Genomic DNA, 24,552 nt, shown 5'->3' with positions numbered 1-24,552 from the left:
GGCCGCCGCACGCGGTTTGCCAAAGCCGGTTCACTCAAGTAACTTTCGCCGTACGTCCCCGTTCTGGAGATTGGCCCAGATGAAGCTCGCCCTGCCCGCCCGAATCCTGGGCTTCGCGTTCGCCGCCGCCGTCGTCGCCTCCGGCGCGCACGCCGATACCCCCGTCGTCGTGTCGTCGAAGATCGACACCGAAGGCAACCTGCTCGGCAACGTCATCGCGCAGGTGCTGAAGGCCCACGGCATCCCCGTCACCGAAAAGATCGCGCTCGGCGCGACGCCGATCGTGCGCAAGGCGCTGACGAGCGGCGAGATCGACATCTACCCCGAATACACGGGCAACGCCGCATTCTTCTTCAACAAGGCCGACGATCCCGTGTGGAAGAACGCGAGCGAGGGCTACGAGACCGCGAAGAAGCTCGACTACGCGGCCAACCATCTGGTATGGCTTGCGCCGGCGCCCGCGAACAATACGTGGGGCGTCGCCGTGCTCGCCCAGGTCGCGCAATCCCAGCATCTGAAGACCTTCTCCGATTTCGGCAAGTGGGTCGCAGGCGGCGGCAAGCTGAAGCTCGCCGCATCGGCCGAATTCGTGAACAGCGCATCGGCGCTGCCGTCGTTCGAGAAGGCATACGGCTTCAAGCTGAAACCCGACCAGCTTGTCGTGCTGTCGGGCGGCGACACGGCCGCGACGATCAAGGCTGCCGCGAACCAGACCGACGGCGTGAACGCGGCGATGGTGTACGGCACCGACGGCGGGATTTCCTCGAGCGGCCTCGTCGTGCTCGACGACGACAAGCACGTGCAACCCGTCTATGCGCCGACGCCGGTGATTCGCGAAACCGTGCTGAAAGCGCATCCGCAAATCGCCGACTACCTGAAGCCCGTGTTCGCGAGCCTCGACCTGAAGACGCTGCAGATGCTGAACGCGCGCATCCAGATCAACGGCGAGCCGGCGGCCGGCGTCGCGAAGAGCTACCTGAAGTCGAAGGGTTTCGTGAAGTGACGAGTCGCGCGGTGGCGTCCGCGCGGCGCATCACGCTCGACAAGGTCGGCATCCTGATCGGTGTGCTGACGATCGCTGCGGTGTTCGCGATGCCGTTCATGGTGCTGCGCCCGAACCGGATCGCGGCCGGCACCGGGCTGTCGATGTTCGCGGCGCTACCGGCGATGCAGGGTGCGCCGCTCGCCGCGCTGTGGATCGCCGGCGCGCTGTGGGCGATGACGGCGAGCCGCCCCGGCTGGCGGCTCGCGGCCGGCTGCACGTGGCTCGCGACGCTTGCGTATGCGGTCGGCGCGGCAGCGGCGCACGTCGTGGCACCCGACGACATGCTCGCGCGCGTGTCGCCCGCGGCCGGCGTGTGGCTGCTGCTGTTCGCCTGGGCGGTGCTCGTCGCGGACGCGCTCGCGCGGCTCGCATTCGGCCCATGGCGACGCCTCGTCGCGCTCGTCGTCGCGATGGCGGCGATTTCGCTGCCGCTCGCGAGCGGCTGGTGGGACGGGCTGTCCGTGATGCGCGAATACGCGGTGCGCAGCGACGACTTCTGGCGCGAGGCAATCCGGCACGTGTCGCTCGCGGGCGGCTCGGTCGCGGCCGCGCTGGTCGCCGGCCTGCCGCTCGGCATCGCATGCGCACGGATCGCTCCGTTGCGCACCGTCGTGATGCCGGTGCTCAATATCGTGCAGACGATCCCGAGCATCGCGATGTACGGGCTGATGATGGCGCCGCTCGGCCTGCTTGCCGCACACGTGCCGCTCGCGGCCGCGCTCGGCATTCGCGGGATCGGCGTCGCACCCGCGGTGCTCGCGCTGTTTCTCTACTCGCTGCTGCCGATCGCGTCGAGCGTCGTGGTCGGGCTCGAGCAGGTGCCGTCGCACGTGACCGAAGCAGCACGCGCGATGGGGATGACGCGCGTGCAACGGCTGCTGTGCGTCGACCTCGTGCTCGCGCTGCCGGTGATCCTGAGCGGCGTGCGCATCGTGCTCGTGCAGAACATCGGCCTGACCGCGGTCGCCGCACTGATCGGCGGCGGCGGCTTCGGCACCTTCATCTTCCAGGGGATCGGGCAATCGGCCGCCGATCTCGTGCTGCTCGGCGCGATTCCCACCATCGCGCTGGCGCTGGCGGCCGCCGTCGTGTTCGAAGCCGCGACCACGCTCGCGAAAGGACGCACCGCATGATCGAGATCGAACGCATCGGCAAACGCTTCGGCGATATCGTCGCGGTCGACGACGTGTCGATGACGATGAAGCAAGGCACGATCACCGCGCTCGTCGGCGCGTCGGGCAGCGGCAAGTCGACGCTGCTGCGGATGATCAACCGGCTGATCGCACCGACCGGCGGCACGATCCGCATCGACGGCGTCGATACCGCGAGCGTGCCGCCGGAGCAACTGCGGCGGCGCATCGGCTACGTGATCCAGGGGCACGGCCTGTTTCCGCACTGGAGCGTCGCACGCAATATCGCGACCGTGCCGCGCCTGCTCGGCTGGCCGGCGCAGCGCATCGACGCACGCGTGCGCGAACTGCTCGACCTGTTTCACCTCAGTCCCGCCGAATTCGCGGACAAGCTGCCGCACGAACTGTCCGGCGGACAGCAGCAGCGCGTCGGCGTCGCGCGCGCGCTCGCGGCCGAGCCCGCGATGCTGCTGATGGACGAGCCGTTCGGTGCGCTCGATCCGATCATCCGCAACAAGGCGCAGGACGATCTGTACGCGTTGCAGCGCCGCCTCGGCATCACGGTCGTGATCGTCACGCACGACATCGAGGAAGCGCTGAAGCTCGGCGACACGATCGCGGTGATGGACGGCGGCCGCCTGCTGCAGGTCGCGTCGCCGGCCGAGATTCTCGGCAAGCCGGCGCCCGGCGTCGTCGAACAACTCGTCGCCGGCGTCGACCGGCCGCTGCGCCTGCTCGCGCTGACGCCGATCGACACGGTGGCCGAACCCGGTCGCGCCGATGGCGAGCCGATCGCCGCGACGCGCACGCTGCGCGACGCGGTGTCCGAGCTGCTGTGGCGCGGGGTCGACGCATTGCCGGTCGCCGACGGCAACGGACACGCTGCACGCCGCATCACGCTCGATGCGATCCGCGCGCACGCGAGGCAGCCCGCATGACGGCGCGGCCCGCGCGTTCGACGCTGCCGCAGCGGCTGCCGGCGTATGTCGCGCGCGCCGCCGCGCTCGCGCTGCTGCTCGTGCTGCTGTTGCGCCCCGCGTGGCTGCAGGGGCTGTTCGCGCCGTTCGCGGACAACGGCGCGCCCGTCATCTACGATCGCACGAGCCTGCTCGATCTCACGCTCGCGCATCTCGGCACCGTCGCGCTGTCGAGCCTGATCGGCACGCTGGTCGCGGTCGCCGCCGGCATCGCGGTCACGCGGCCGGCCGGCGCGGATTTCCTGCCGGTCGCGCGCAGCGTCGTCGATATCGGTCAGACCTTTCCGCCGGTCGCGGTGCTCGCGCTCGCGGTGTCGGCCGTCGGCTTCGGGTTGAAGCCCGTGCTGATCGCGCTCGTCCTGTATGGACTCCTGCCGATCTTCGAAAGCACGATCGCGGGGCTCGAAGACGTGCCGCGCGACGTCGTCGAAGCCGCGCGCGGGATGGGGATGAGCGGCTGGCAGCAACTGCTGTCGGTCGAGCTGCCGCTCGCGCTGCCGGTGATCGTGAACGGGATCCGGCTCGCGGTCGTGATCAATCTCGGCACCGCGACGATCGGCTCGACCGTCGCCGCACGCGGGCTCGGCGACGTGATCATCGCGGGGCTGCAGACGTCGAACACCGCGTTCGTGCTGCAAGGCGGCGTGATCGTCGGGCTGCTCGCGGTGCTGGTCAGCGATACGATCGGCGCGCTCGGGCGGGCAGTGAGCGCACGGCGCGCTTAGAAGCCGCCGCGGAATCTGGCGAAGGAGCGACCATGGCTGTTCTGGACACCGGCCCGTTTTTTCATGGCACGAAAGCGGATTTGCGGATCGGCGACTTGCTGACCGCCGGCTTCCGGTCGAATTATCGGGACGACGTCGTGATGAATCATGTGTATTTCACCGCGCTGCCCAAAGGCGCGGGCCTTGCCGCGGAAATGGCGAAAGGCGACGGCAAGCCACGCGTGTACATCGTCGAGCCGACCGGGGAGTTCGAACACGACCCGAACGTGACGGACAAGAAATTCCCGGGCAATCCCACGCGATCGTATCGAAGCACCCTGCCCTTGAAGATCGTCGGCGAACTCGATAGCTGGGAACCCTACGACCCGGAGTTCATCGCGCAGCTCAGAATCCGCGTCGAAACCGGCATGGGCGAAATCATCAACTAGCATTGCGTCCGCCGATTCTCGAACGGAGCCTGACCCGCATGAGAAGTGGAGCAGGCAGCCCGACGCCATTCCAGCGATACGGCCGAAGCCTCGCAGAAAGTGACGAAAACGCCATTTTTGTCCGGACTGCGATGCGTGTGCGTGCAACGATCGGCTCGCGCACCATTGCGAACGCAACAAGCCTACACGCGGCTTTCATTCGAGCCGGCGCTCGACCGCCAGCGCCGATTGGCCGATATACTATGCGCCTTCCATTTCCCCGCACTCGACCATGCGACGACGGTTTTTCTGGCTGATCGTGCTTTCGCTCGGCATTGCGCAACAGGCCTCGGCGCAGCAGGCGCCCGCACTGCCTGCGTCCGCGCCCGAAGCGGCCGCCTCCGCGCCGGCCGCGGCCTCCGCGCCGCTCGCGAACGATCAGCCCAACGAAGAAAACCGCCGCATCACGTCCTACCTGACGAAAAAATTCGGTGTCGCGAAGGAAAAGGCCGCAAAGCTCGCCGATATCGTGAACGTTACTGCGACGAAATATTCGCTGCCTCCGGCACTCGTTTACGCGATTATCTCGATCGAATCGCGCTTCCAGGAAAAGGCGCGCGGCCAGCATGGCGCGACCGGGCTGATGCAGGTCGTGCCGTCCGCGCACCGCGGCATGCTGCGCAACGTGAAGGACCTGACCGAACCGAATGCGAACGTCGAAGCCGGCTCGAAGATCCTGTCGGGCTACGTGAAGGCGGCCGGCGGCAACGTGCAGGCGGGGCTGAAGAGCTACGGCGGGTCGAACGCGTATGCGGCGAAGGTGATGCAGCGGGTCGACGCGTTCCGGTTCGTGCTCGAACCGGAAGACGGCGCGAACACCACGAATGATGCAAAGGCGCGCATGGTGCCCGTCAGCGATCCGTCGGCCGCGGCGCCCGCCGCGAACCGAAACGTTAAGTAAGCACACGACGCGGCGGGCGATCAACGGCAGGCGCCGGCGGCATCGATCGACAGACTGCACGCGTCATCGTTCCGATGCTCCGGCAATCGAAAGCAAAACGGCGACGCTTGCGCGCCGCCGTCCGGTCTTCCCTCGGATCACCCGACCGGGCTCCACCGAATCACAACTGCCCCGCCGCCCCCGTCCACCGCAGGTAATCCCCGCGCGTCCAGTCGAGCGACACGCCGACGCGCTTCGTCCCCGGCCGGATCTTCGGCTTGTACATCGACAGCGTCAGCGACTCCAGCGCCGGCCATTCGCGGAACGACATCACCGCGAGATCGGCGACGAGCGTTTCGAGCAGCCGCGTATGCGGCTTGTGCGACAGGAATGACGCGACGCGCGCGCAGTACCCGTCGTAATCGATCCACTCGCCCTGCTCGCTCGGCTCGCACCGATAGCCGAGCCGCGCATCGATCACGATCGGCTGCGGCGCCTCGTGCTCGTGCGCGTGGATGCCGATCCGCGCGGGCACCTTCAGTTCGTCGACGAACACGCTCCAGCCACGCCCGCGCAGGCGCGGCGCGTCGATCGCCACGAACGGTTCGTCGAACGGCTTCATGATGCGAGCGGTGCCGCGGCGTCGAGCATGATGCGCACGAAATAGTCGGCGAAGCTGCGGCGCAGGACGATCTCGAACGAATCGTCGCCGGTCGGGATCAGCGTGATCGGCGACTTGAAGTAGTGCGACTGCGCGCACTGGCCCGGCTTGAACACGCGCGGATGCAGATCGAGCGGACAGCCGCGCGCGATCACGTCGCGCACGCGTTCGCCGCTGACCTCGACCACCGTGTAGCCGCTGCCGACGTCGACTGCCGCCGCATACGAACCCTGCACGGCCGCGGCAAGCTGCTCCTCCAGCACGCCCGCCTGCACGGGGCCGTTCGAGCGCACGAGCCACTCGTCGGGACCGAGCCACAGCACGTCGTACTCGGCGCCGCGCGCAACCGTGTTCGGCACCGCCGGCGGCCGGCAGCCGACCACGCGCTCGAACGCGCTGACGAATGCCGGGTCGCTCAGCTCGCCGCGCACGTTCACGAGATCGAGGAACGGCCGCTCGCGCAGCATGAACTTCTTCGAGGCGCGCGCCTGGTGCTGCTTCAGCACATCGGCCGCGCCGACGAACGGCGATTCAAGCGTCACGCCTGCGCCCGCCACCGGCGTCTGGTTTCTCGTTTCATTCCACATGCTGGCGCACCCCTTCGGTATCGTAGAAAACCGGGCTCGAGATCTTCGCGGTGATGCGCTTGCCGTTGGCCAGCGGAATCACGACGCTCTCGCCCATCTTGTTCAGGCCGCCCTTGACCACCGCGAGCGCGATCGAGCGCTTCAGGATCGGGCTGTAATAACTCGACGTCACGTGGCCGAGCATCGGCGTCGGATCGACCGTCGACACCTGCGTGTCCTTCGCGATGATCTGCGCGCCTTCCGGCAGCACGAACTGTTCGTCTTCGGTCAGCAGGCCGACGAACTGCTTGCGGCCCTCCTTCGCGGTATCCGAACGCGACAGCGACCGCTTGCCGAGGAAGTCCTTCGACTTTGCGACGAGCCCGCCCATCCCGAGGTCGTACGGCGTGATCGAGCCGTCCGTATCCTGGCCGACGATGATGTAGCCCTTCTCCGCACGCAGCACGTGCATCGTTTCCGTGCCGTACGGCGTGATGTCGAACTCGGCACCGGCCGCCATCAGCGCTTCCCACACCGCGCGCCCCGCGTTCGCCGGCACGTTCACTTCATATGCGAGCTCGCCCGAGAAGCTGATCCGCATCACGCGCGCCTTCACGCCCGCGACGGTGCCGTTCCGGTAGCTCATGAACGGGAACGCGTCGTTGCCGAAGTCGATGTCCTGGCACACCTTCTGCACGACCTTGCGGCTCTTCGGGCCGACCACCGCGAACGTCGCCCAGTGATCGGTGACGGACGCGAGCCGCACCTTCATGTCCGGCCACTCGGTCTGCAGCCAGCGCTCGAGCCACGTGAGCACGCGCGCCGCGCCGCCGGTCGTCGTCGTCATCATGAAATGCTGGTCGGCAAGGCGCACCGTCACGCCGTCGTCGAACACCATCCCGTTTTCGTCGAGCATCAGCCCGTAGCGGCACTTGCCGACTTCGAGCTTGTTCCACGGGTTCGTGTACATCCAGTTCAGCAGCTTCACGGCGTCCGGGCCCTGGATGTCGATCTTGCCGAGCGTCGACGCGTCGAGGATGCCGACGCTGTTGCGCACCGCGAGGCATTCGCGCTTCACGGCCGCATGGAGATCCTCGCCGTTCTTCGGGAAATACCACGGCCGCTTCCAGTTGCCGACGTCCTCGAACATCGCGCCGTGCTCGACGTGCCACTCGTGCACGGCCGTCTTGCGGATCGGGTCGAGGAAGTCGCCCGTCTCGCGGCCGGCGAACGTGCCGAACGACACCGGGGTGTAGTTCGGGCGGAACGTCGTCGTGCCCGTTTCCGGAATCGTCTTGCCAAGCGCCTGCGCGAGGATCGCCATCCCGTTGATGTTGCCGAGCTTGCCCTGGTCGGTACCGAAGCCCATCGCGGTATAGCGCTTCACGTGCTCGACCGACTCGAAGCCTTCGCGTGCGGCCAGCAGGATGTCCGCGGCAGCCACGTCGTTCTGGAAGTCGACGAACTGCTTCGGACCGCGCGGCGCAGCTTCGCGGCTGCCGACCAGCCACAACGGCTGCAGCGCGCCTTCGACCGTTTCAGCCACTTGCGGCGCGACCGGGCGCTGCGCGGCCGCGAAGCCAGCGGCCTTCGCCGCTTCGGCGCCCGCGTCGACCGCGAGCCGCAGCGCACGTGCGAGACCGAACTCGCCCGCGGCCGCGCCGACGCTCGCCTCGGCCTGCACGGGCTTGCCCGGCAGGAAGCACGCCTTCTCGTCGTTCCAGCACGCCTTGCCGCCCGACTGCGCGAACAGGTGCAGCACCGGGCTGAAGCCGCCCGACATCGCGACGAGGTCGCACGGCAGCGACTGCAGCTTGCCGCCCGTCTGGCCGTTCGAGTAGGACGCGACGTCGACCGACGATACGCGCCACTTGCCCGAAGCGGCCGTCACGACCGCACCGCTCATCACCGTCACGCCCTGCCGCTTCGCGGCGGCGGGCAGCGCGCCGTTCGACGACGCGCGCGAATCGACGACCGTCACCTTCGCGCCGCACGCCTTCAGATCGAGCGCCGTCTGGTACGCACGGTCGTTGTTCGTGAACACGACCACGTTGCGGCCCGGCAGCACGCCGTAGCGATGTATGTAGGTGGACACCGCACCCGCGAGCATCACGCCCGGCAGGTCGTTGTTGCCGAACACGATCGGACGCTCGTGCGCGCCGGTCGCGAGAATCACGCGCTTCGCACGGACCTTCCACAGCAGCTCGCGCGTGCCCTTGCGCATCGACACCGGCTGGTGATCGGTCAGGCGCTGCGTGATCGTCACGAGGTTGTGGTCCTGGTAGCCGAATGCGGTGCTGCGCGACAGGATCGTCACGTCGGGCAGCTTGCGCAGTTCGGCCTCGATCTTCTCGACCCACTGCAGCGCCGGCTTCGCGTCGATTTCGGCACGGCACGACAGCAGGCTGCCGCCGAGCTCGCGCTGGTCGTCGACGAGGATCACGCGTGCGCCAGCCGTTGCGGCCGCATGCGCGGCGGCGAGGCCCGACGGGCCACCGCCGACCACGAGCACGTCGCAGTGCGCGTAGCATTTGTCGTAACGATCGGCGTCGAGCACTTCGGGCGCCTTGCCGAGGCCGGCGGCCTCGCGGATCTTCTCCTCATACTTCGGCCACATGTTGCGCGGCCACATGAAGGTCTTGTAGTAGAAGCCGGCCGGCATGAAGCGCGACAGCTTCTGGTTGATCGCGTACTTGTCGTTCTCGAGCGACGGCTCCGCGTTCACGCTGGTCGCGACGAGGCCCTGGTACAGCTCGATTTCGGTCGCGCGCGCGTTCGGCACCGTGTACGGGCCGGTCTCGAGCTGCACGACGGCATTCGGTTCCGCGACGTCGGCCGTCACGATCCCGCGCGGACGGTGGTACTTGAAGCTGCGCGCGACGAAGTGCACGCCGTTCGCGAGCAGCGCGGATGCGAGCGTGTCGCCCTGGAAGCCCTGATACGTGCGGCCGTTGAACGTGAACGTCAGCGGAATCGCGCGATTGATGCGGCCACCGGTGCCGAGGCGGTCTTTCTGGCTCATTTGCTCGTGCCCTCTTCGTGTGCGTTGCCGGCAGATGCTCCACCGAACTTTTCGTAGCCCTTGATATCGTAGGTGACCGTGTCGCGCGTCACCTTGAACCAGCGGCGGCAACCCTGCGTGTGCAGCCATTGCTCCTTGTGCAGCCCGCGCTTGTTCTCGCGCATGAACACGTACTCGCCCCATTCGCGGTCGGTCATGGTCTCGTTCGCCACCGGGCGCACGATGTCGGCTTCACCGCCGCACGTGAACTCGGATTCGGCGCGCGGCCCGCACCACGGACATTCGATCAGCAACATGTTTGTTTCTCCTTCAGTGCGGGGGTTAGTGCGCGACGGCGGCAGCGCCGTGTTCGTCGATCAGGTGGCCGGTGTAGAAGCGGTCGAGTGCAAACGGCGCGTTCAGCGGATGCGGTTCGTCGCGGGCGATCGTGTGCGCGAACACCCAGCCCGAGCCGGGCGTCGCCTTGAAGCCGCCGGTACCCCAGCCGCAGTTGAAATACAGGCCCTTCACGTCGGTCTTGGTAATGATCGGGCACGCGTCCGGCGACACGTCGACGATGCCGCCCCACTGGCGGTTCATCCGCACGCGCGAGAACACCGGGAACATCTCGACGATCGCCTCCAGCGTGCTTTCGATGATGTGGAAGCTGCCGCGCTGGCCGAAGCCCGTGTACTGGTCGATACCGGCGCCGATCACGAGGTCGCCCTTGTCGGACTGGCTGATGTACGCGTGCACCGCGTTGGACATGATCACCGAGTTCACCACCGGCTTGATCGGCTCGGACACCAGCGCCTGCAGCGGGTGGCTTTCGATCGGCAGGCGCACGCCGGCCATGTCGGCGAGCGTCGTCGTGTTGCCGGCGGCCACCACCGCGACCTTCTTCGCCTTGATGAAGCCCTTCACCGTATCGACGCCGACCACCGCGCCGCCTTCGCGGCGAATGCCCGTCACCTGGCAGTTCTGGATGATGTCGACGCCGGCGCGGTCGGCGCCGCGCGCGAAGCCCCAGGCCACCGCGTCGTGACGCGCGACACCCGCCCGGCGCTGGATCGATGCGCCGAGCACCGGGTAGCGGCTGTTCAGGTTGATCGTCGGCTCGATTTCCTTGATCTGCGCGGGCGTCAGGAATTCGGCGTCGACGCCGTTCAACCGGTTCGCGTTCACGCGGCGCTCGGTGTCGCGCACGTCCTGCAGCGTGTGCGCGAGGTTCATCACGCCGCGCTGGCTGAACATCACGTTGTAGTTGAGATCCTGCGACAGCCCTTCCCACAGCTTCATCGCCTTCTCGTACAGCGCGGCCGATTCGTCCCACAGGTAGTTCGAGCGGACGATCGTCGTGTTGCGCGCGGTGTTGCCGCCGCCGATCCAGCCCTTCTCGAGGATCGCGACGTTCGTGATCCCGTGCTCCTTCGCGAGATAGTAGGCAGTCGCGAGGCCGTGGCCGCCGCCGCCGACGATCACGACGTCGTATTCCTTCTTCGGTTCCGGGCTCTTCCACTGCTTTTCCCAGTTCTCGTGATACGAGAGGCCGTTGCGGAACAGGCTGAATATCGAGTAGCGGCTCATGTTAGTGATCCTTCGTTAGCATTCGATGACGTTCACGGCAAGACCGCCGCGCGACGTTTCCTTGTATTTCGTCTTCATGTCGGCACCCGTCTCGCGCATCGTCTTGATGACCGAATCGAGCGATACGTAATGCTGGCCGTTACCCTTGAGCGCCATCCGCGATGCGTTCAGCGCCTTGATCGCACCCATCGCGTTGCGTTCGATGCACGGGATCTGCACGAGCCCGCCGACCGGGTCGCAGGTCATGCCGAGGTTGTGCTCCATGCCGATCTCGGCCGCGTTCTCGACCTGGTCCGGCGTGCCGCCCATCACCGCGGCGAGCGCGGCCGCGGCCATCGAGCACGCGACGCCCACTTCGCCCTGGCAACCGACTTCCGCGCCGGAGATCGACGCGGTTTCCTTGTAGATGATCCCGATCGCCGCTGCCGTCAGCAGGAATTCGACGATGCCGGCTTCGTTCGAGCCCGGCACGAATTTCACGTAGTAGTGCAGCACCGCGGGAATCACACCGGCCGCGCCGTTGGTGGGCGCGGTGACGACGCGGCCGCCCGCCGCGTTCTCTTCGTTGACGGCCATCGCATACAGGTTGACCCAGTCGAGCATCGACAGCGGGTCGCGCAGCGACTCCTCCGAACGCGCGCGCAGGCGCCCGTTCAGTTCGGCCGCGCGGCGCTTCACGCGCATCGGGCCCGGCAGGTCGCCCTCGACCTTGCAGCCGCGCTCGACGCATGCGGCCATCGTGCGCCAGATCGCGAGCAGCCCGGCGCGCACCTCTTCTTCGGGACGCAGCGCGCATTCGTTGCGCAGCATCACTTCGGCGATCGACAGCCCGTGTTCGCGGCACTGGCGCATCAGGTCGTCGCCGGTGCGGAACGGATACGGCACGTCGGCCGCCGCGCGCACGCCGTTCACGCGATCGCCGTCGCGGTTCACGACGAAGCCGCCGCCGATCGAGTAATACTCTTTCTCGACGAGCAGCTGACCGTGCTCGTCGAACGCCTGGAAGCGCATCCCGTTCGGGTGCACGATGCTCGTGCCGCTCATCAGCTTGCGGTAGAAGCCGATGTTCTCCTTCTCGTCGAAGCGGATCGTCTGCTTGCCGAGCAGCGACAGCGACTTCTCCGTACGGATCGCGGCGAGCCGCGGCTCGATCAGGTCCGGATCGATCGTGTCGGGCAAATGGCCTTCGAGACCGAGCAGTACCGCCTTGTCGGTGCCGTGGCCCTTGCCCGTTGCACCGAGCGAGCCGTATAGTTCGACCCGCACGCGGCACACGAAGCCGAGCAGGTTCGCGTCCTCGATGTGCGACGCGAAACGGCAGGCGGCGATCATCGGGCCGACCGTGTGCGAACTGGACGGGCCGATACCGATCTTGAACAGGTCGAACGCGCTGACGTTCATCTGGCTTCCTCTGGGTAGGCGTACGTGAAATGTCGTTGGCATCAGTACATCAAAGCGTAAAATTGGCCGATAGAACAAAAACGGCATCGGCGTGGGATACCGCCGCCAAGCCCTGCGAAGGACGGCCGGAAAGTGCGTTTTGGCGATGATTGACGACGAAAAACCACAAGTCGGCCGGCGCCCGCGCCCGCCGGCAACCGTGCCCGCAGACAGACTGAAACGAGTGAGACCCGCCTTCCCGGCGTGACGAGATTGACCGCGATGACACCCGACGTACCCGCTTCCCCCCTCGCCGAACCGGCGCCGCAGCGCATCCGCTTCGGCATCGTGCTGCTGCCGAACTTCACGCTCACGGCCTTCTCGGGTTTCGTCGACATGCTGCGGCTGTCCGCCGACGACGGCGACTACAGCAAGCCGGTGCGCTGCGCATGGAGCGTGATCGGCGAAACGCTCGCGCCGGTGCGTGCGAGCTGCGGGATCCAGATCACGCCGTGGGAAACCTTCGAGAGCGCCGAACCGTTCGACTACGTGGTCGTGGTCGGCGGGCTGCTGCATTCCGGGCCGCAAGCCGGCCCCGAAACGCTCGAGTTCATCCGCCGCTCGGCGGCGGGCGGCGCGACCGTCGTCGGAATCTGCACGGGCGTGTTTACGCTGATGCGCGCGAACGTGCTCGACGGCTACCGCACCTGCGTGAGCTGGTTCCACTACTGGGATTTCATCGAACGCTTCCCGAACGCCGACCCCGACATGCTGATCGCCGATCGCCTGTTCGTGATCGACCGGCGCCGTATCACCTGCTCGGGCGGGCGCGCATCGATCGACGTCGCGGCCGCGGTCCTGCTGCGCCATTTCGACCATGCGACCGTGCAGAAGGCGCTGCGGATCCTGCTCGTCGGCGAGATGCAGAAAGGCAATGCGCCGCAGCCGCATCCGCCGGGCCTCGAGCCGGCCACGCACCCGAAGGTCAAGCGCGCGATTCTCCTGATGGAACAGCACGTCGGGCGCGCGCTGCCGCTCGAGGAGCTCGCGTGCAAGCTCGACATGTCGACGCGCCAGCTCGAGCGGCTGTTCAAGGCCGAAACGGGCAAGAGCCCGCAGGCGTTCGCGAAGCAGGTGCGGCTGCGCACGGCCGCATGGCTGCTGACGAGCTCCGACCGCACTGTCGCCGATATCGCGTCGAGCTGCGGGTTCGCCGACGCATCGCACCTCGGCCGCGAATTCCGCAAGCAGTTCGGCGTGCCGCCGGCGACGTATCGCGAGCGCGGCGGAGAAGTCGCGGAAGCCGGCGTGCCGGCCGCGACCGACGCCGATCCCGTCGAAGACATCGCCGACTGACGATCGCGCGCCGCCGCTGCCGGCGCGCCTCCGCTCACTTCCTCGCTACACCCAACCGTTCACGATCGCCGCAGATCGATATCGGTTGGAACCGGTTCCAATCAAATTGACCGACGTTGCAGTCCGCTGACCGAGGGTTATCCCGGATGCTGACGCCCACTCAAATTTGTATGATGACCATATCACCTTACAAACCACAGCGTCATGTTCGAGAAAATTCCCGCCCGTGCGATGAGCGATCACGTCGCGCAGCAGCTGCTCAAGCAGATCGAAGTCGGCAGCTTTTCGGCCACCGGCAAGCTGCCGACGGAAGCCGTGCTCGCGCAGGAATTCGGCGTGAGCCGCACCGTGATCCGCGAGGCGATCTCGCGGCTCAAGAACGAAGGCGTGGTCGAGCCGCGCCAGGGCAGCGGCGTGTTCGTGAACCAGCACGGCGCGATCCGGCCGCTGCGGATCGATTACGCGGAAGCCGTCGAGGCGAGCTCGCTGCCGCACCTGCTCGCGGTGCGCCGCGCGATCGAGGCTGAAGTCGCGGCCGAAGCCGCGCTGCACCGCACCGCCGACGACATGGCCGACATCGACGACGCGCTGCGCAAGATCGACGACGCGGTGGCCGAAGGACGCGACGGCGTCGCGGAAGACGTCGCGTTCCACCGCACGATCGCGGCCGTCACCGGCAATCCGTATTTCCTGAAGACGCTGCAGTTCCTGAACCAGTACCTGGAGGCCGGCGTGAAAGTCACGCGGCGCAATGAAGCGACGCGCGAGGATTTCTCGCGGCAGGTGCGCGACGAACACGCGGCGATCGCCGATGCGATCCGCGCGCGCGACCCGATGGCCGCGCGCAACGCGGCGCGCACGCACATGTACAACGCCGCCCGCCGTCTCGCGGAAGCCGGCATCTGCTGAAGCCGGCGGCGCGCGAGCGCCGCCGTTGTCCCGAACCTCTCCCGAATCGATCAAGGTTGACCATGTCACGAAATGTTGGAGTCATCGGCCTCGGCGCGATGGGCCTCGGCGTCGCCCGCTCGCTGTTGCGCGCAGGGTTCCGCGTGCACGCGTGCGACGTGCGCGACACCGTATTGCAGGCGTTCGCGGCCGAAGGCGGCATCGCCTGCGCGAGCCCGGCCGAACTCGGCGCGCAGTGCGACGTCGTCGTCACGCTCGTCGTCAATGCCGCGCAGACCGAAACGGTGCTGTTCGGCGAGCACGGCGCGGTCGCGGCGATGAAGCCGGGCGGTGTCGTGATCGCGAGCGCGACGGTCGCGCCCGATTTCGCGGTCGCGCTCGGCGCGCGCATCGAGGCCGCCGGCCTGCAGATGCTCGACGCGCCGGTATCCGGCGGCGCCGCGCGCGCGGCGTCGGGCGAGATGACGATGATGACGTCGGGCCCCGCCGCCGCATACGAAGCCTGCGACGACGTGCTCGCCGCGATCGCCGGCAAGGTCTATCGCCTCGGCGATGCGCACGGCATCGGCTCGAAGGTGAAGATCATCAACCAGCTGCTCGCCGGCGTGCATATCGCGGCAGCCGCCGAAGCGATGGCGCTCGGCCTGCGCGAAGGCGTCGATGCGGACGCGCTGTACGACGTGATCACGCACAGCGCCGGCAACTCGTGGATGTTCGAGAACCGCGTGCCGCACATCCTGAACGGCGACTACACGCCGCTGTCGGCCGTCGACATCTTCGTGAAGGATCTCGGCCTCGTGCTCGATACCGCGCGCCGCAGCAAGTTTCCGCTGCCGCTGTCGGCCACCGCGCACCAGATGTTCATGAGCGCGTCGAGCGCCGGCCACGGCGGCGAGGACGATTCCGCCGTGATCAAGACCTTCCCCGGCATCACGCTGCCGTCCGCCCGCTGATTCGAACGACGTTTTCGCCATGACCGCTTCCGCTTCCCGTCCCCTGCTCGGCTGCATCGCCGACGATTTCACCGGCGCGACCGATCTCGCGAACATGCTCGTCAAGAGCGGCATGCGCACCGTGCAGACGATCGGCGTGCCCGCCGACGGCGCCGCGACCGACACGGCGCTCGATGCCGACGCGATCGTCGTCGCGCTGAAGTCGCGCACGATTCCCGCGGCCGACGCCGTCGCGCAATCGCTGGCCGCATACGCATGGCTGCGCGCGCAGGGCTGTCGGCAGTTTTTCTTCAAGTACTGCTCGACGTTCGACTCGACCGCCGCAGGCAACATCGGGCCGGTCGGCGATGCGCTGCTCGACGCGGCCGGCGGCGGCTTCACGATCGCGTGCCCGGCGTTCCCGGAGAACGGCCGCACGATCTGCCGCGGTCACCTGTTCGTCGGCGACGTGCTGCTGAACGAATCGGGGATGGAGAACCATCCGCTCACGCCGATGAAGGACGCGAACCTCGTGCGCGTGCTGCAGCAACAGACGCAGTCGCAGGTCGGCCTGATCCGCTACGACACGATCGCGCAGGGCGCGGCGGCCGTGCGCGCGCGCATCGACGCGCTGCGCGCGGAGGGCGTGCGCTTCGCGATCGCCGACGCGCTGTCGGATCGCGATCTTTACGTGCTCGGCGAAGCGTGCGCGACCCTGCCGCTCGTTACCGGCGGCTCGGGCATCGCGCTCGGCCTGCCGGAAAATTTCCGCCGCGCGGGGCTGCTGCCGCAGCGCGACAACGCGGCGTCGCTGCCGCGTATCGACGGGCTGTCGGCGGTGCTCGCAGGCAGCGCATCGAAGGCGACCAACGCACAGGTCGCCGCGTGGCGCGAAAGCCGGCCGAGCTTCCGGATCGATCCGCTCGCGGCCGCGCGCGGCGAGCCTGTCGTCGATGAAGCGCTCGCCTTCGCGCGTTCGCACCTGCCGCACCCCGTGCTGATCTATGCGACCGCGACGCCCGATGAAGTGAAGGCCGTCCAGCAGGCGCTCGGCGTCGAAGCGGCCGGGCATCTCGTCGAAACCACGCTCGCGGCAATCGCGCGCGGCCTGCGCGAGCTCGGCGTGCGCAAGTTCGTCGTCGCCGGCGGCGAGACGTCCGGCGCGGTCGTGCAGGCGCTCGACGTGAAGTCGCTGCAGATCGGCGCGCAAATCGATCCGGGCGTGCCGGCCACCGCGACCATCGACGCGCAGCCGCTCGGCCTCGCGCTGAAGTCCGGCAACTTCGGCAAGGTGGACTTTTTCGACAAGGCGCTGCGCGCGCTCGACGGAGCCGCACGATGAGCCACGAAGCGAAACTGCGCGAAGAAATCTGCGTCGTCGGTGCGAGCCTGTATGCACGCGGCCATGCGGTCGGCAGCGCCGGCAACATCAGCGCGCGCGTTGCAGACGGCTGGCTGATCACGCCGACCGACGCATGTCTCGGCCGCCTCGACCCGAACGACATCGCGAAGGTCGCGCTCGACGGCCAGCCGGTGTCGGGCGGCAAGCCGTCGAAGACGCTCACGCTGCATCGCGGGATCTATGCCCACAACGCGCAAGCCCACGGGATCGTCCACACGCACTCCACGCACCTCGTCGCGCTGACGCTTGCGGGCGTGTGGCGCGACACCGACGTGCTGCCCCCGATCACGCCGTACTACGTGATGAAGGTCGGCCATGTTCCGCTGATCCGCTATCGCCGCCCCGGCGATCCGGACGTCGCGGCCGAAGTCGCGGCGCTCGCCGACCAGGTGCGCGGCGTGCTGCTCGATCGCCTCGGCCCGGTGATGTGGGGGCCGTCCGTGTCGCATGCGTCGTACGCGCTCGAGGAGCTCGAAGAAACGGCACGGCTGTGGCTGATGACGAACCCGAAGCCCGAACCGCTGTCCGACGCCGCACTCGACGAACTGCGCCAGACTTTCGGCGCACGCTGGTAACACGGCGCGCTGCACACGGATTCCGAACGAAGCTCGCAAGCATCACGCAGGACTGCAAACCGATTCCGATGCCCGCCGTGTGCGCGGGCCCTTCCATCAAGCACACACACGATCCGGTGGCGTACGCGCCGCCGGCACACGACATCCTGGAGACGACGATGACTGCTCTCGACGCGGCCGCAAGCCGCTCGCCCGCCGCGGCTGCCCAATCGGGCGAACTCGACCGCACCTACAAGAAAGTGTTCTGGCGCATCGTGCCGTTCCTGATGCTCTGCTACGTGGTCGCGTATCTCGACCGCGTGAACGTCGGCTTCGCGAAGCTGCAGATGTCGCAGGACCTCGCGTTCAGCGAAACGGTGTTCGGCCTCGGCGCGGGCATCTTCTTCCTCGGCTACTTCCTGTTCGAGCTGCCGAGCAACATGCTGATGCACCGCATCGGCGCGCGCATCTGGATCGCGCGGATCATGATCACGTGGGGGCTGCTGTCCGCGCTGTTCGCGTTCGTGAAGACGCCGACGCAGTTCTACGTGCTGCGCTTCCTGCTCGGTCTCGCGGAAGCCGGCTTCTATCCGGGCGTGATCCTGTACCTCACGTACTGGTTCCCGTCGCATCGCCGCGCAAAGATCATCGCGGTGTTCATGTCGGCGATTCCGGTGTCGGGCATCTTCGGCAACCCGCTGTCGGGCTGGATCATGGAGCACTTTCACGGCGGCTCGGGCTTTCACGGCTGGCAATGGATGTTCATGATCGAGGCCGTGCCGGCCGTGCTCGTCGGCATCGCGACGATCCTGTATCTCGACAACAGCATCCGCAGCGCGAAGTGGCTCGACGAGCGCGAGAAGCAGCTTCTGGAGGACGAAATCGCCGCACAGCCGCAGGAGCAGCAGAAACACGGCCATTCGCTGAAGGCCGTGTTCGCCGATCCGCGCATGTGGTGGATGTCGCTGATCTACTTCGCGTTCGTCACCGGCCAGTACGGGCTCACGTTCTGGATGCCCACGCTCGTCAAGTCGACCGGCATCACCGATACGTTCCAGATCGGCCTGCTGTCGGCGATCCCGTTCGTCGTCGCGATCGTCGTGATGAACGTATTCGGCCACAGCGCGGACAAGCGACGCGAACGCCGCTGGCACCTGATCGTGCCGGCGCTGATGGGCGCGGCCGGGTTTGCGGTCGCCGCGTCGTACTCGCACAATACGGCGGTGTCGATCGTGTTCCTGTCGCTCGCGGCGGGCGGCGTGCTGACCTGCGCACCGCTGTTCTGGTCGCTGCCGACCGCGTTCCTCGCCGGCTCCGCTGCGGCCGCCGGCATCGCGATCATCAACTCGGTCGGCAACCTCGCCGGATTCGCGAGCCCGTACGTGATCGGTTACCTGAAGGACGTCACGCACAGCACGTCGTCCGGCATGTACGTGCTGGCCGGCATGCTCGTGATCGGCGCGATCGCCGTGTGGCTCACGCCCGCGAAACTCGTGAACCGCTGACGCGCTGAACCGCCGAGCCATCGTTCGACGCGGGGCGCCCCGTGCGCCCCGCCCCATTCATTCACAGGACCTGCGCCATGCCTCGCTTCGCCGCCAACCTCTCGATGATGTACACCGAGCACGCGTTCCTCGAACGCTTCGCCGCCGCCTCACATGACGGCTTCAAGGCCGTCGAATACCTGTTCCCGTACGACTTCGCCGCCGAGGACATCCGCGCGCGCCTCGACGCGCACAACCTCGAGCAGGCGCTGTTCAACGCGCCGCCCGGCGACTGGGCCGCCGGCGAACGCGGCATCGCGTCGCTGCCGGGCCGCGAGGACGAGTTCCGGCGCGGCATCGACCGGGCGCTCGACTATGCGCGCGTGCTCGGCAACAAGAAGCTGCACGTGATGGCCGGAATGGTCGCGCCGGGCGCCGATCGCGCGCACCATCGCGACACCTACATCGCGAACCTGCGCCATGCGACGCAGGCCGCCGCCGCACACGGCATCACCGTGCTGATCGAGCCGATCAACCAGCGCGACATGCCCGGCTACTTCCTGAGCCGCCAGGACGATGCGCACGACATCTGCGCGGAAGTCGGCACGCCGAACCTGAAGGTGCAGTTCGACTGCTATCACTGCCAGATCGTCGAAGGCGATCTCGCGATGAAGCTCAAGCGCGATTTCGCGGGCATCGGCCACATCCAGATCGCCGGGGTGCCCGAGCGTCACGAGCCGGACGTCGGCGAGCTCAACTACCCGTACCTGTTCGCGCTGATCGACGCGCTCGGCTACGAAGGCTGGATCGGCTGCGAATATCGCCCGAAGGCCGGCACGTCAGAGGGCCTCGGCTGGCTGAAGCCGTACCTGTAATTCAAGCATTTCCACGAGGGCAACGAACATGAAAGTACTGATCACCGGCGGCGCCGGCTTTCTCGGCCAGCGTCTCGCGCGCAAGCTGCTCGAGCGCGGCGAACTGACCGGCCCCGACGGACGCACCGCCAGGATCGACGAGCTGGTGCTGCTCGACGTCGTCAACGGCAGCGACTTCGGCGATGCGCGCGTGACGTCGATCGTCGGCGACATCGCCGATCGCGCGGTGCTCGAAAGCGCGATCGACACGCACACGGGCGCGATCTTCCATCTTGCGGCGATCGTCAGCGGACAGGCCGAAGCGGATTTCGACCTCGGCATGCGGATCAATCTCGATGCGTCGCGCACGCTGCTCGAAGTGTGCCGGGCGCGCGGCCATCGTCCGCGCGTCGTGTTCACGAGCTCGGTGGCCGTCTACGGCGGCGTGCTGCCCGACGTCGTGCAGGACGACACCGCGCTGAATCCGCAATCGTCGTACGGCGCCGAGAAGGCGATCGCCGAGCTGCTGCTGTGCGATTACGCGCGGCGCGGCTTCGTCGACGGCCGCGTGCTGCGGCTGCCGACCATCAGCGTGCGGCCGGGCCGACCGAACGCGGCGGCGTCGTCGTTCGCGAGCGGCATCATCCGCGAGCCGCTGAACGGCGAGGAAAGCGTGTGCCCGGTGCCGGGCTCGACGCGGCTGTGGCTGCTGTCGCCGCGCGGCGCGATCGAAGCGCTCGTCGCCGGTTGCGAGCTCGACGGCGAGCAACTTGGCAACAAGCGCGTGATCAACCTGCCGGGCCTGTCGGTGTCGGTCGATGAAATGATCGACGCGCTGCGCGAAGTCGCCGGCAACGACGCGGTGAAGCTGATCCGCCATGTGCCGGACGAGCGCGTCGAGAAGATCGTCGGCAGCTGGCCGGGCCGCTGGGATACGACGCGCGCGGAAGCGCTCGGGTTGAAGGGCGACACGTCGTTCGCGGACGTGATCCGCAGCTATATCGCGGACGAACGGCGTTGACGGCCGTGCCCTTCGGATGCCGCGGCGGGCGGCTCGAAGGGCGTGTGCGGCAGCATGGCGTCCGGGGCGCAGCGCCGCCTGCGCGGCCGGAACGCCAGCACGGGCACATTGGCGTCTAGTTTCCGATGGTCGGCGCGCCAGCCGCGGACGCCGCCATTCGCGCGTGGTCCTGCTCGGCCACCCGCGTCTGAGCGGCCTGAATGTCCGCCGGATATTCGCCGTCGTCGCCCTTCGACGGGTCGTACCCGGCCGCTTCCAGACGCATCAGCTCTTCACGAACCTGCGCGCGCGTCAGCGGCGCATTCGATTGCGCGAATGAAGTTTGGCCGGCGACGCATGCGCCGATCATCATCAGTAGTGCGATATAAGTTTTCATCATCAGCTCCTGCAGTTTTTCGTACCGATCAAACGGGGTGAAGATTCAAACGAAGCGAAGCACGCCGCCAGTTCAGCTTCCGAAGTACAGCGTGCAGAAGCTCTCGGGGCCTACGCATGCTCCTGCGCGCGGATGCGGCGGCAACACCGTCGGCCTGCCCGCCTCGGAAGTCGCGGCCGGCGCGCTGCCCACCGCGGTCTCCGCCTGCTGCTGCGGCATCTGCTGCGCCTGCCGCTGGAACAGCGGGCTCACCGCCGGATACGACGTATCGGTCACGAAGCGCAACCCGTCGTTTTCGGCGTCGATCAATTGCTGCCTGACCTGCGCGCGCGTCAGTGCCTGTGCCGACGCGGGCGTCGCGACACTCGCGACGGAAATCGCCGCCACCGTGGCGGCCACCAGCCAATGCGTGTTCATGCTGCACTCCTTCGGAAGTCAACGAGACGACGTGCCACATCCCGTATGACGGTGCCCGGCATGGATTTATTCCCGGCTGCATTTCCGTTCGCCACGCTCGGCGGCCCACGGTACTTCCCCGTTTTTTCGAGCCCGGCCGGCGCGCGCGCCGTCACGCTGTCATTCGTTCGTCAGCCGGCGTAACCTGACGTAACGCAGGCCCCACCAGGCGTGGGGCAGACTGACGCCACCTTGTGGATCGCCCATCGACCATGTCCGTCGTTTACGACTATGCAGCCGGCCTGCTTCGCACGCTGTACGACCGCCATATCGACAGCGGCGCGGTGCTCGACACGGCCGCATTTCCCGACGCCGAACGCTTCGTTCGCGCGTGGCCGGCCATCCGCGCGGAAGCGCTCGCCGTCGCGCGCGACCTGCCGCGCATCCCGCGCTTTCACGAGATCATGCGCGAGCAGCACGACATTTCGGCCAACGATGCGCGCGACTGGCGGATGTTCATCATGCAGGCTTACGGCCAGCCGTTTCCGCGCAACCTGTCGCGCTGCCCGACCGTCGAAGCGCTCGTCGCGACGTCGCCGGACGTGCTGTCCGCATCGCTGTCGTTTCTCGCGCCGGGCAAGCACATCCCGCCGCATCGCGGGCCGTTCCGCGGCATCCTGCGCGGCTATCTGGTGCTGTCGATGCCGAAGCGCGCGGACGGCACGCCGGCTGCGGTGCTGAAGGTCGACGGCCGCGAATACCGGCTCGACGAAGGCCGCTTCCTGCTGTGGGACGACACGTTCGTGCACGAGGTGTGGAACGACAGCGACGAAGTGCGGATCGTGCTGCTGCTCGATATCCGGCGGCGCGGGATGCCGCGCGTGCTCATGTGGATATCGAATGCGGTGATCGGGATCGTGCGGCTCGGGATCAGGGTGCGCGGTCGGTCGATACCGGTTTAGCACAACGCCCGGCCCACGCCCGTTGCGTATTCAATCCTCGCGCGCCAGCCGCGTCAAAACCTCCGCGAGCGCCTGAATCGCGGGCTGTGAGGCACGCTGCACCGGATAGACGAGGTAGTAGCCGAGACCGTTGCGCACCACCTCCGGAAACGGCGCGACCAGCGTTCCCGCAGCCAGCCGGTCGGCCGCCATGCGCGGATCGCCGATCGCGACGCCGTGCCCCTGCGCCGCGGCAGTCAGCGTGAGCTCGAGCGTATCGAACACGAGCCCGCTGCCCGGGTCGACCTGCGGCGCGCCGACGGCATCCAGCCAGCATCGCCATTCGTCGCGGTTGCTCGCGGGATGCAGCAGCGTCGCGCGGGCGAGATCGGCGACGGACTTCAACGACGCAGCGGCCTCGCGCGTACACATCGGCGCAAGGCACTCGTCGAACAGCGGCACGGCCGCCATGCCCGTCCAGCTTCCGCTGCCGCGCACGACGATCGCGTCGAAACCGATGTCGCTGAAATCCGGCGTGTCGTCCGCCGACGTGTGAATGCGCAGTTCGGTGCGCGGCAACGCATGATTGAGCGCCGCCAGCCGCGGCAACAGCCAGCGAATCGCGAACGTCGACGGCAAGCGCAACGTAAGGGTCGACGCGGCGTGCGCATGGGCATGCGCGTGTCGCGCCAGTTGCGCGAGCACGTCGACGGCTACCGCGAGCAACGCGCGGCCTTCGGTTGTCAACGTGAGCCCGGACGGATGACGCACGAACAATGCACACCGGTAATGCGCTTCGAGTTGCTGCACCTGCCGGCTCACCGCGCCCTGCGTGCGGCACAGGTGCTCGGCCGCGCGGTTGAAACTGCCGAGCTCGGCGGCGGCGACGAACGCCTGGAATGCCGTCAGCGGCGGCAGCGCGCGGGTGAGATCCGCCAACGGATATGCGCGGGCGGCATACCCGGGTTGCGGATTTTTCGTTTGTTCGGTCATCGCTGCATCGCTATCGTGATTGAGCCCGATCGTGATCGCGATCGCGGATGGCTCTCAACAATCAGCGGAGAAATACCATGGTCTCGTCGTCCGACGCACTATACACGCGGCAGGTCGATACCTACCTGAAAACGCTCGAACGCGGCGACGTCGCCGCAATCTGTGCATTGTTCGCGCCGGATGCGCAAATATTTTCGCCGTTGCTCGGCTGGATGTCGCCGCAGCCCTTCTTCGACAAGGTCGTGGCCGCATCGGGACAAAGCCGGATCACGCCGATCGACATCTGCGTGAGCGCGACCGGCGCCCGGCGCGCGACCGGCTATTTCGTGTACGACTGGGGACTGAAGGATGGCTCCGCCGTGCAGTTCGAGTGCGTCGACGTATTCGAATTCGACGACGCCGCGCGCATCGAACGCATGATCATCGTGTACGACACCTACCCCGTCCGCAGTACGGTAGGCGACAAGTACGCATAGCGAGCGCGCCCGCCGGCGATCAGGCACCGTCGCGATGGCGCGGCGCAGCAACGTCGTCGCGCCGCCGGTCGGGCGTCAATACCGCTCCCGGCCCGTTTCGATCGCCTACACTACACACCGTTCCCCCCCTCGCGGCTGCTGCCAGCCACTGACATGGCTCACCTCTTCTTCGCGGCGTCGATCCAGCGGCACATCGACACGCCCGAGCGCGACATCGACGCCCGCACGCTCGGCGAAGCGCTCGAAACCGTGTTCGGCGAGCAGCCGCGGCTGCGCGGCTACATCGTCGACGACCAGGGCGCGCTGCGCAAACACCTGTCGGTGTTCATCGACGGCCAGCGCGTACGCGACCGGCAACATCTGTCCGATGCGCTCGGCGCGGACAGCCGCGTGTATGTCGTGCAGGCATTGTCCGGCGGATAACGGACGCATCCGCCTC

26 protein-coding genes are annotated in these 24,552 nt (G+C 67.4%); 17 read left to right on the top strand and 9 right to left on the bottom strand.

The genetic code is table 11. The features are described from left to right. Positions 1-79: 79 nt before the first annotated feature. From osmF to Q3A80_RS13840, 6 genes are all read left to right on the top strand, one after another. Positions 80-1,003, top strand: a complete 924-nt coding sequence (gene osmF / locus Q3A80_RS13865; RefSeq protein WP_446329544.1) for a glycine betaine ABC transporter substrate-binding protein OsmF — start codon at positions 80-82, stop codon at positions 1,001-1,003. Further along, positions 1,000-2,178 (top strand): ABC transporter permease, encoded by a 1,179-nt coding sequence (locus Q3A80_RS13860; protein WP_446329543.1) that lies wholly within the window; start codon positions 1,000-1,002, stop codon positions 2,176-2,178. The genes osmF and Q3A80_RS13860 overlap by 4 nt, the downstream gene beginning before the upstream one ends. After that, on the top strand, positions 2,175-3,113 hold the full coding sequence (locus Q3A80_RS13855) for an ABC transporter ATP-binding protein (RefSeq protein WP_446329542.1): 939 nt from the start codon (positions 2,175-2,177) through the stop codon (positions 3,111-3,113). The genes Q3A80_RS13860 and Q3A80_RS13855 overlap by 4 nt, the downstream gene beginning before the upstream one ends. Further along, on the top strand, positions 3,110-3,877 hold the full coding sequence (locus Q3A80_RS13850) for an ABC transporter permease (protein ID WP_446329541.1): 768 nt from the start codon (positions 3,110-3,112) through the stop codon (positions 3,875-3,877). Before Q3A80_RS13855 ends, Q3A80_RS13850 begins: the two co-directional genes overlap by 4 nt. Positions 3,878-3,909: 32 nt before the next feature. Further along, positions 3,910-4,305 (top strand): NAD(+)--rifampin ADP-ribosyltransferase, encoded by a 396-nt coding sequence (gene arr / locus Q3A80_RS13845; protein ID WP_446329540.1) that lies wholly within the window; start codon positions 3,910-3,912, stop codon positions 4,303-4,305. 271 nt (positions 4,306-4,576) lie between these two features. After that, positions 4,577-5,245 carry a lytic transglycosylase domain-containing protein gene (locus Q3A80_RS13840; RefSeq protein ID WP_446329539.1) on the top strand — a complete coding sequence of 223 codons (669 nt, stop codon included), beginning with the start codon at positions 4,577-4,579 and terminating at the stop codon, positions 5,243-5,245. Positions 5,246-5,405: 160 nt separating this feature from the next. On the opposite strand, the gene Q3A80_RS13835 is transcribed toward Q3A80_RS13840, so the two are convergent. Genes Q3A80_RS13835 through Q3A80_RS13810 form a run of 6 tightly spaced genes read right to left on the bottom strand, consistent with a single transcriptional unit; the run spans position 5,406 to position 12,440 of the window. Next, positions 5,406-5,846: a dihydroneopterin aldolase gene (locus tag Q3A80_RS13835; RefSeq protein ID WP_059452158.1), complete on the bottom strand. Its 441-nt coding sequence runs from the start codon at positions 5,844-5,846 to the stop codon at positions 5,406-5,408. Further along, positions 5,843-6,472, bottom strand: a complete 630-nt coding sequence (locus Q3A80_RS13830) for a sarcosine oxidase subunit gamma (RefSeq protein WP_446329538.1) — start codon at positions 6,470-6,472, stop codon at positions 5,843-5,845. Before Q3A80_RS13830 ends, Q3A80_RS13835 begins: the two co-directional genes overlap by 4 nt. Next, complete coding sequence (locus Q3A80_RS13825) at positions 6,462-9,473, bottom strand: sarcosine oxidase subunit alpha family protein (protein WP_446329537.1); 3,012 nt, start codon at positions 9,471-9,473, stop codon at positions 6,462-6,464. Before Q3A80_RS13825 ends, Q3A80_RS13830 begins: the two co-directional genes overlap by 11 nt. Beyond that, a complete protein-coding gene (locus Q3A80_RS13820; RefSeq protein WP_011547035.1) occupies positions 9,470-9,769 on the bottom strand; it encodes a sarcosine oxidase subunit delta in 300 nt (99 codons plus the stop codon). Before Q3A80_RS13820 ends, Q3A80_RS13825 begins: the two co-directional genes overlap by 4 nt. A gap of 25 nt (positions 9,770-9,794) precedes the next feature. Then, entirely contained in the window at positions 9,795-11,039 is a 1,245-nt protein-coding gene (locus Q3A80_RS13815; RefSeq protein WP_446329536.1) for a sarcosine oxidase subunit beta family protein, read from the bottom strand. Positions 11,040-11,054: 15 nt separating this feature from the next. Beyond that, entirely contained in the window at positions 11,055-12,440 is a 1,386-nt protein-coding gene (locus tag Q3A80_RS13810) for an L-serine ammonia-lyase (protein WP_446329535.1), read from the bottom strand. Positions 12,441-12,701: 261 nt separating this feature from the next. Here Q3A80_RS13810 and Q3A80_RS13805 point away from each other — a divergent pair, with 261 nt between their 5' ends. The 8 genes from Q3A80_RS13805 (at position 12,702) to denD (ending at position 20,931) form a co-directional block, all read left to right on the top strand. Then, entirely contained in the window at positions 12,702-13,775 is a 1,074-nt protein-coding gene (locus Q3A80_RS13805; RefSeq protein WP_446329534.1) for a GlxA family transcriptional regulator, read from the top strand. A gap of 204 nt (positions 13,776-13,979) precedes the next feature. Beyond that, positions 13,980-14,684 carry a FadR/GntR family transcriptional regulator gene (locus Q3A80_RS13800; RefSeq protein ID WP_446329533.1) on the top strand — a complete coding sequence of 235 codons (705 nt, stop codon included), beginning with the start codon at positions 13,980-13,982 and terminating at the stop codon, positions 14,682-14,684. A gap of 62 nt (positions 14,685-14,746) precedes the next feature. Beyond that, positions 14,747-15,637: an L-threonate dehydrogenase gene (gene ltnD, locus Q3A80_RS13795; RefSeq protein ID WP_446329532.1), complete on the top strand. Its 891-nt coding sequence runs from the start codon at positions 14,747-14,749 to the stop codon at positions 15,635-15,637. A 19-nt stretch (positions 15,638-15,656) separates the two neighbouring features. Beyond that, complete coding sequence (gene otnK / locus Q3A80_RS13790) at positions 15,657-16,958, top strand: 3-oxo-tetronate kinase (RefSeq protein WP_446329531.1); 1,302 nt, start codon at positions 15,657-15,659, stop codon at positions 16,956-16,958. After that, a complete protein-coding gene (otnC, locus tag Q3A80_RS13785; RefSeq protein ID WP_446329530.1) occupies positions 16,955-17,593 on the top strand; it encodes a 3-oxo-tetronate 4-phosphate decarboxylase in 639 nt (212 codons plus the stop codon). The genes otnK and otnC overlap by 4 nt, the downstream gene beginning before the upstream one ends. 158 nt (positions 17,594-17,751) lie before the next feature. Continuing rightward, a complete protein-coding gene (locus Q3A80_RS13780) occupies positions 17,752-19,077 on the top strand; it encodes an MFS transporter (RefSeq protein ID WP_446329529.1) in 1,326 nt (441 codons plus the stop codon). A gap of 77 nt (positions 19,078-19,154) precedes the next feature. Then, positions 19,155-19,931, top strand: a complete 777-nt coding sequence (gene otnI, locus Q3A80_RS13775) for a 2-oxo-tetronate isomerase (protein ID WP_446329528.1) — start codon at positions 19,155-19,157, stop codon at positions 19,929-19,931. A gap of 28 nt (positions 19,932-19,959) precedes the next feature. Continuing rightward, entirely contained in the window at positions 19,960-20,931 is a 972-nt protein-coding gene (gene denD, locus Q3A80_RS13770) for a D-erythronate dehydrogenase (protein ID WP_446329527.1), read from the top strand. Positions 20,932-21,046: 115 nt separating this feature from the next. Here denD and Q3A80_RS13765 read toward each other — a convergent pair whose 3' ends face one another. Beyond that, a complete protein-coding gene (locus Q3A80_RS13765) occupies positions 21,047-21,307 on the bottom strand; it encodes a DUF4148 domain-containing protein (RefSeq protein WP_446329526.1) in 261 nt (86 codons plus the stop codon). A 72-nt stretch (positions 21,308-21,379) separates the two neighbouring features. Further along, on the bottom strand, positions 21,380-21,724 hold the full coding sequence (locus tag Q3A80_RS13760; RefSeq protein ID WP_446329525.1) for a DUF4148 domain-containing protein: 345 nt from the start codon (positions 21,722-21,724) through the stop codon (positions 21,380-21,382). A 251-nt stretch (positions 21,725-21,975) separates the two neighbouring features. On the opposite strand from Q3A80_RS13760, the gene Q3A80_RS13755 reads away from it, so the two are divergent. Continuing rightward, the gene (locus Q3A80_RS13755) at positions 21,976-22,665 is read left to right on the top strand and encodes an aspartyl/asparaginyl beta-hydroxylase domain-containing protein (RefSeq protein ID WP_446329524.1); all 690 of its coding nucleotides are present in this window, start codon (positions 21,976-21,978) and stop codon (positions 22,663-22,665) included. Positions 22,666-22,695: 30 nt separating this feature from the next. Here the strand turns inward: Q3A80_RS13755 and Q3A80_RS13750 are convergent, their stop codons facing one another. Then, a complete protein-coding gene (locus Q3A80_RS13750) occupies positions 22,696-23,637 on the bottom strand; it encodes a LysR substrate-binding domain-containing protein (RefSeq protein WP_446329523.1) in 942 nt (313 codons plus the stop codon). A gap of 77 nt (positions 23,638-23,714) precedes the next feature. Between Q3A80_RS13750 and Q3A80_RS13745 the strand changes: the two genes are divergently transcribed. Both Q3A80_RS13745 and Q3A80_RS13740 read left to right on the top strand, forming a co-directional pair. Continuing rightward, the gene (locus Q3A80_RS13745; RefSeq protein ID WP_446329522.1) at positions 23,715-24,113 is read left to right on the top strand and encodes a nuclear transport factor 2 family protein; all 399 of its coding nucleotides are present in this window, start codon (positions 23,715-23,717) and stop codon (positions 24,111-24,113) included. Positions 24,114-24,266: 153 nt separating this feature from the next. Beyond that, a complete protein-coding gene (locus Q3A80_RS13740; protein WP_446329521.1) occupies positions 24,267-24,536 on the top strand; it encodes a MoaD/ThiS family protein in 270 nt (89 codons plus the stop codon). Positions 24,537-24,552: the final 16 nt, after the last annotated feature.

This window comes from Burkholderia sp. SR8, assembly GCF_052851275.1.
This window is presented reverse-complemented; position numbering and strand designations above follow the sequence as displayed.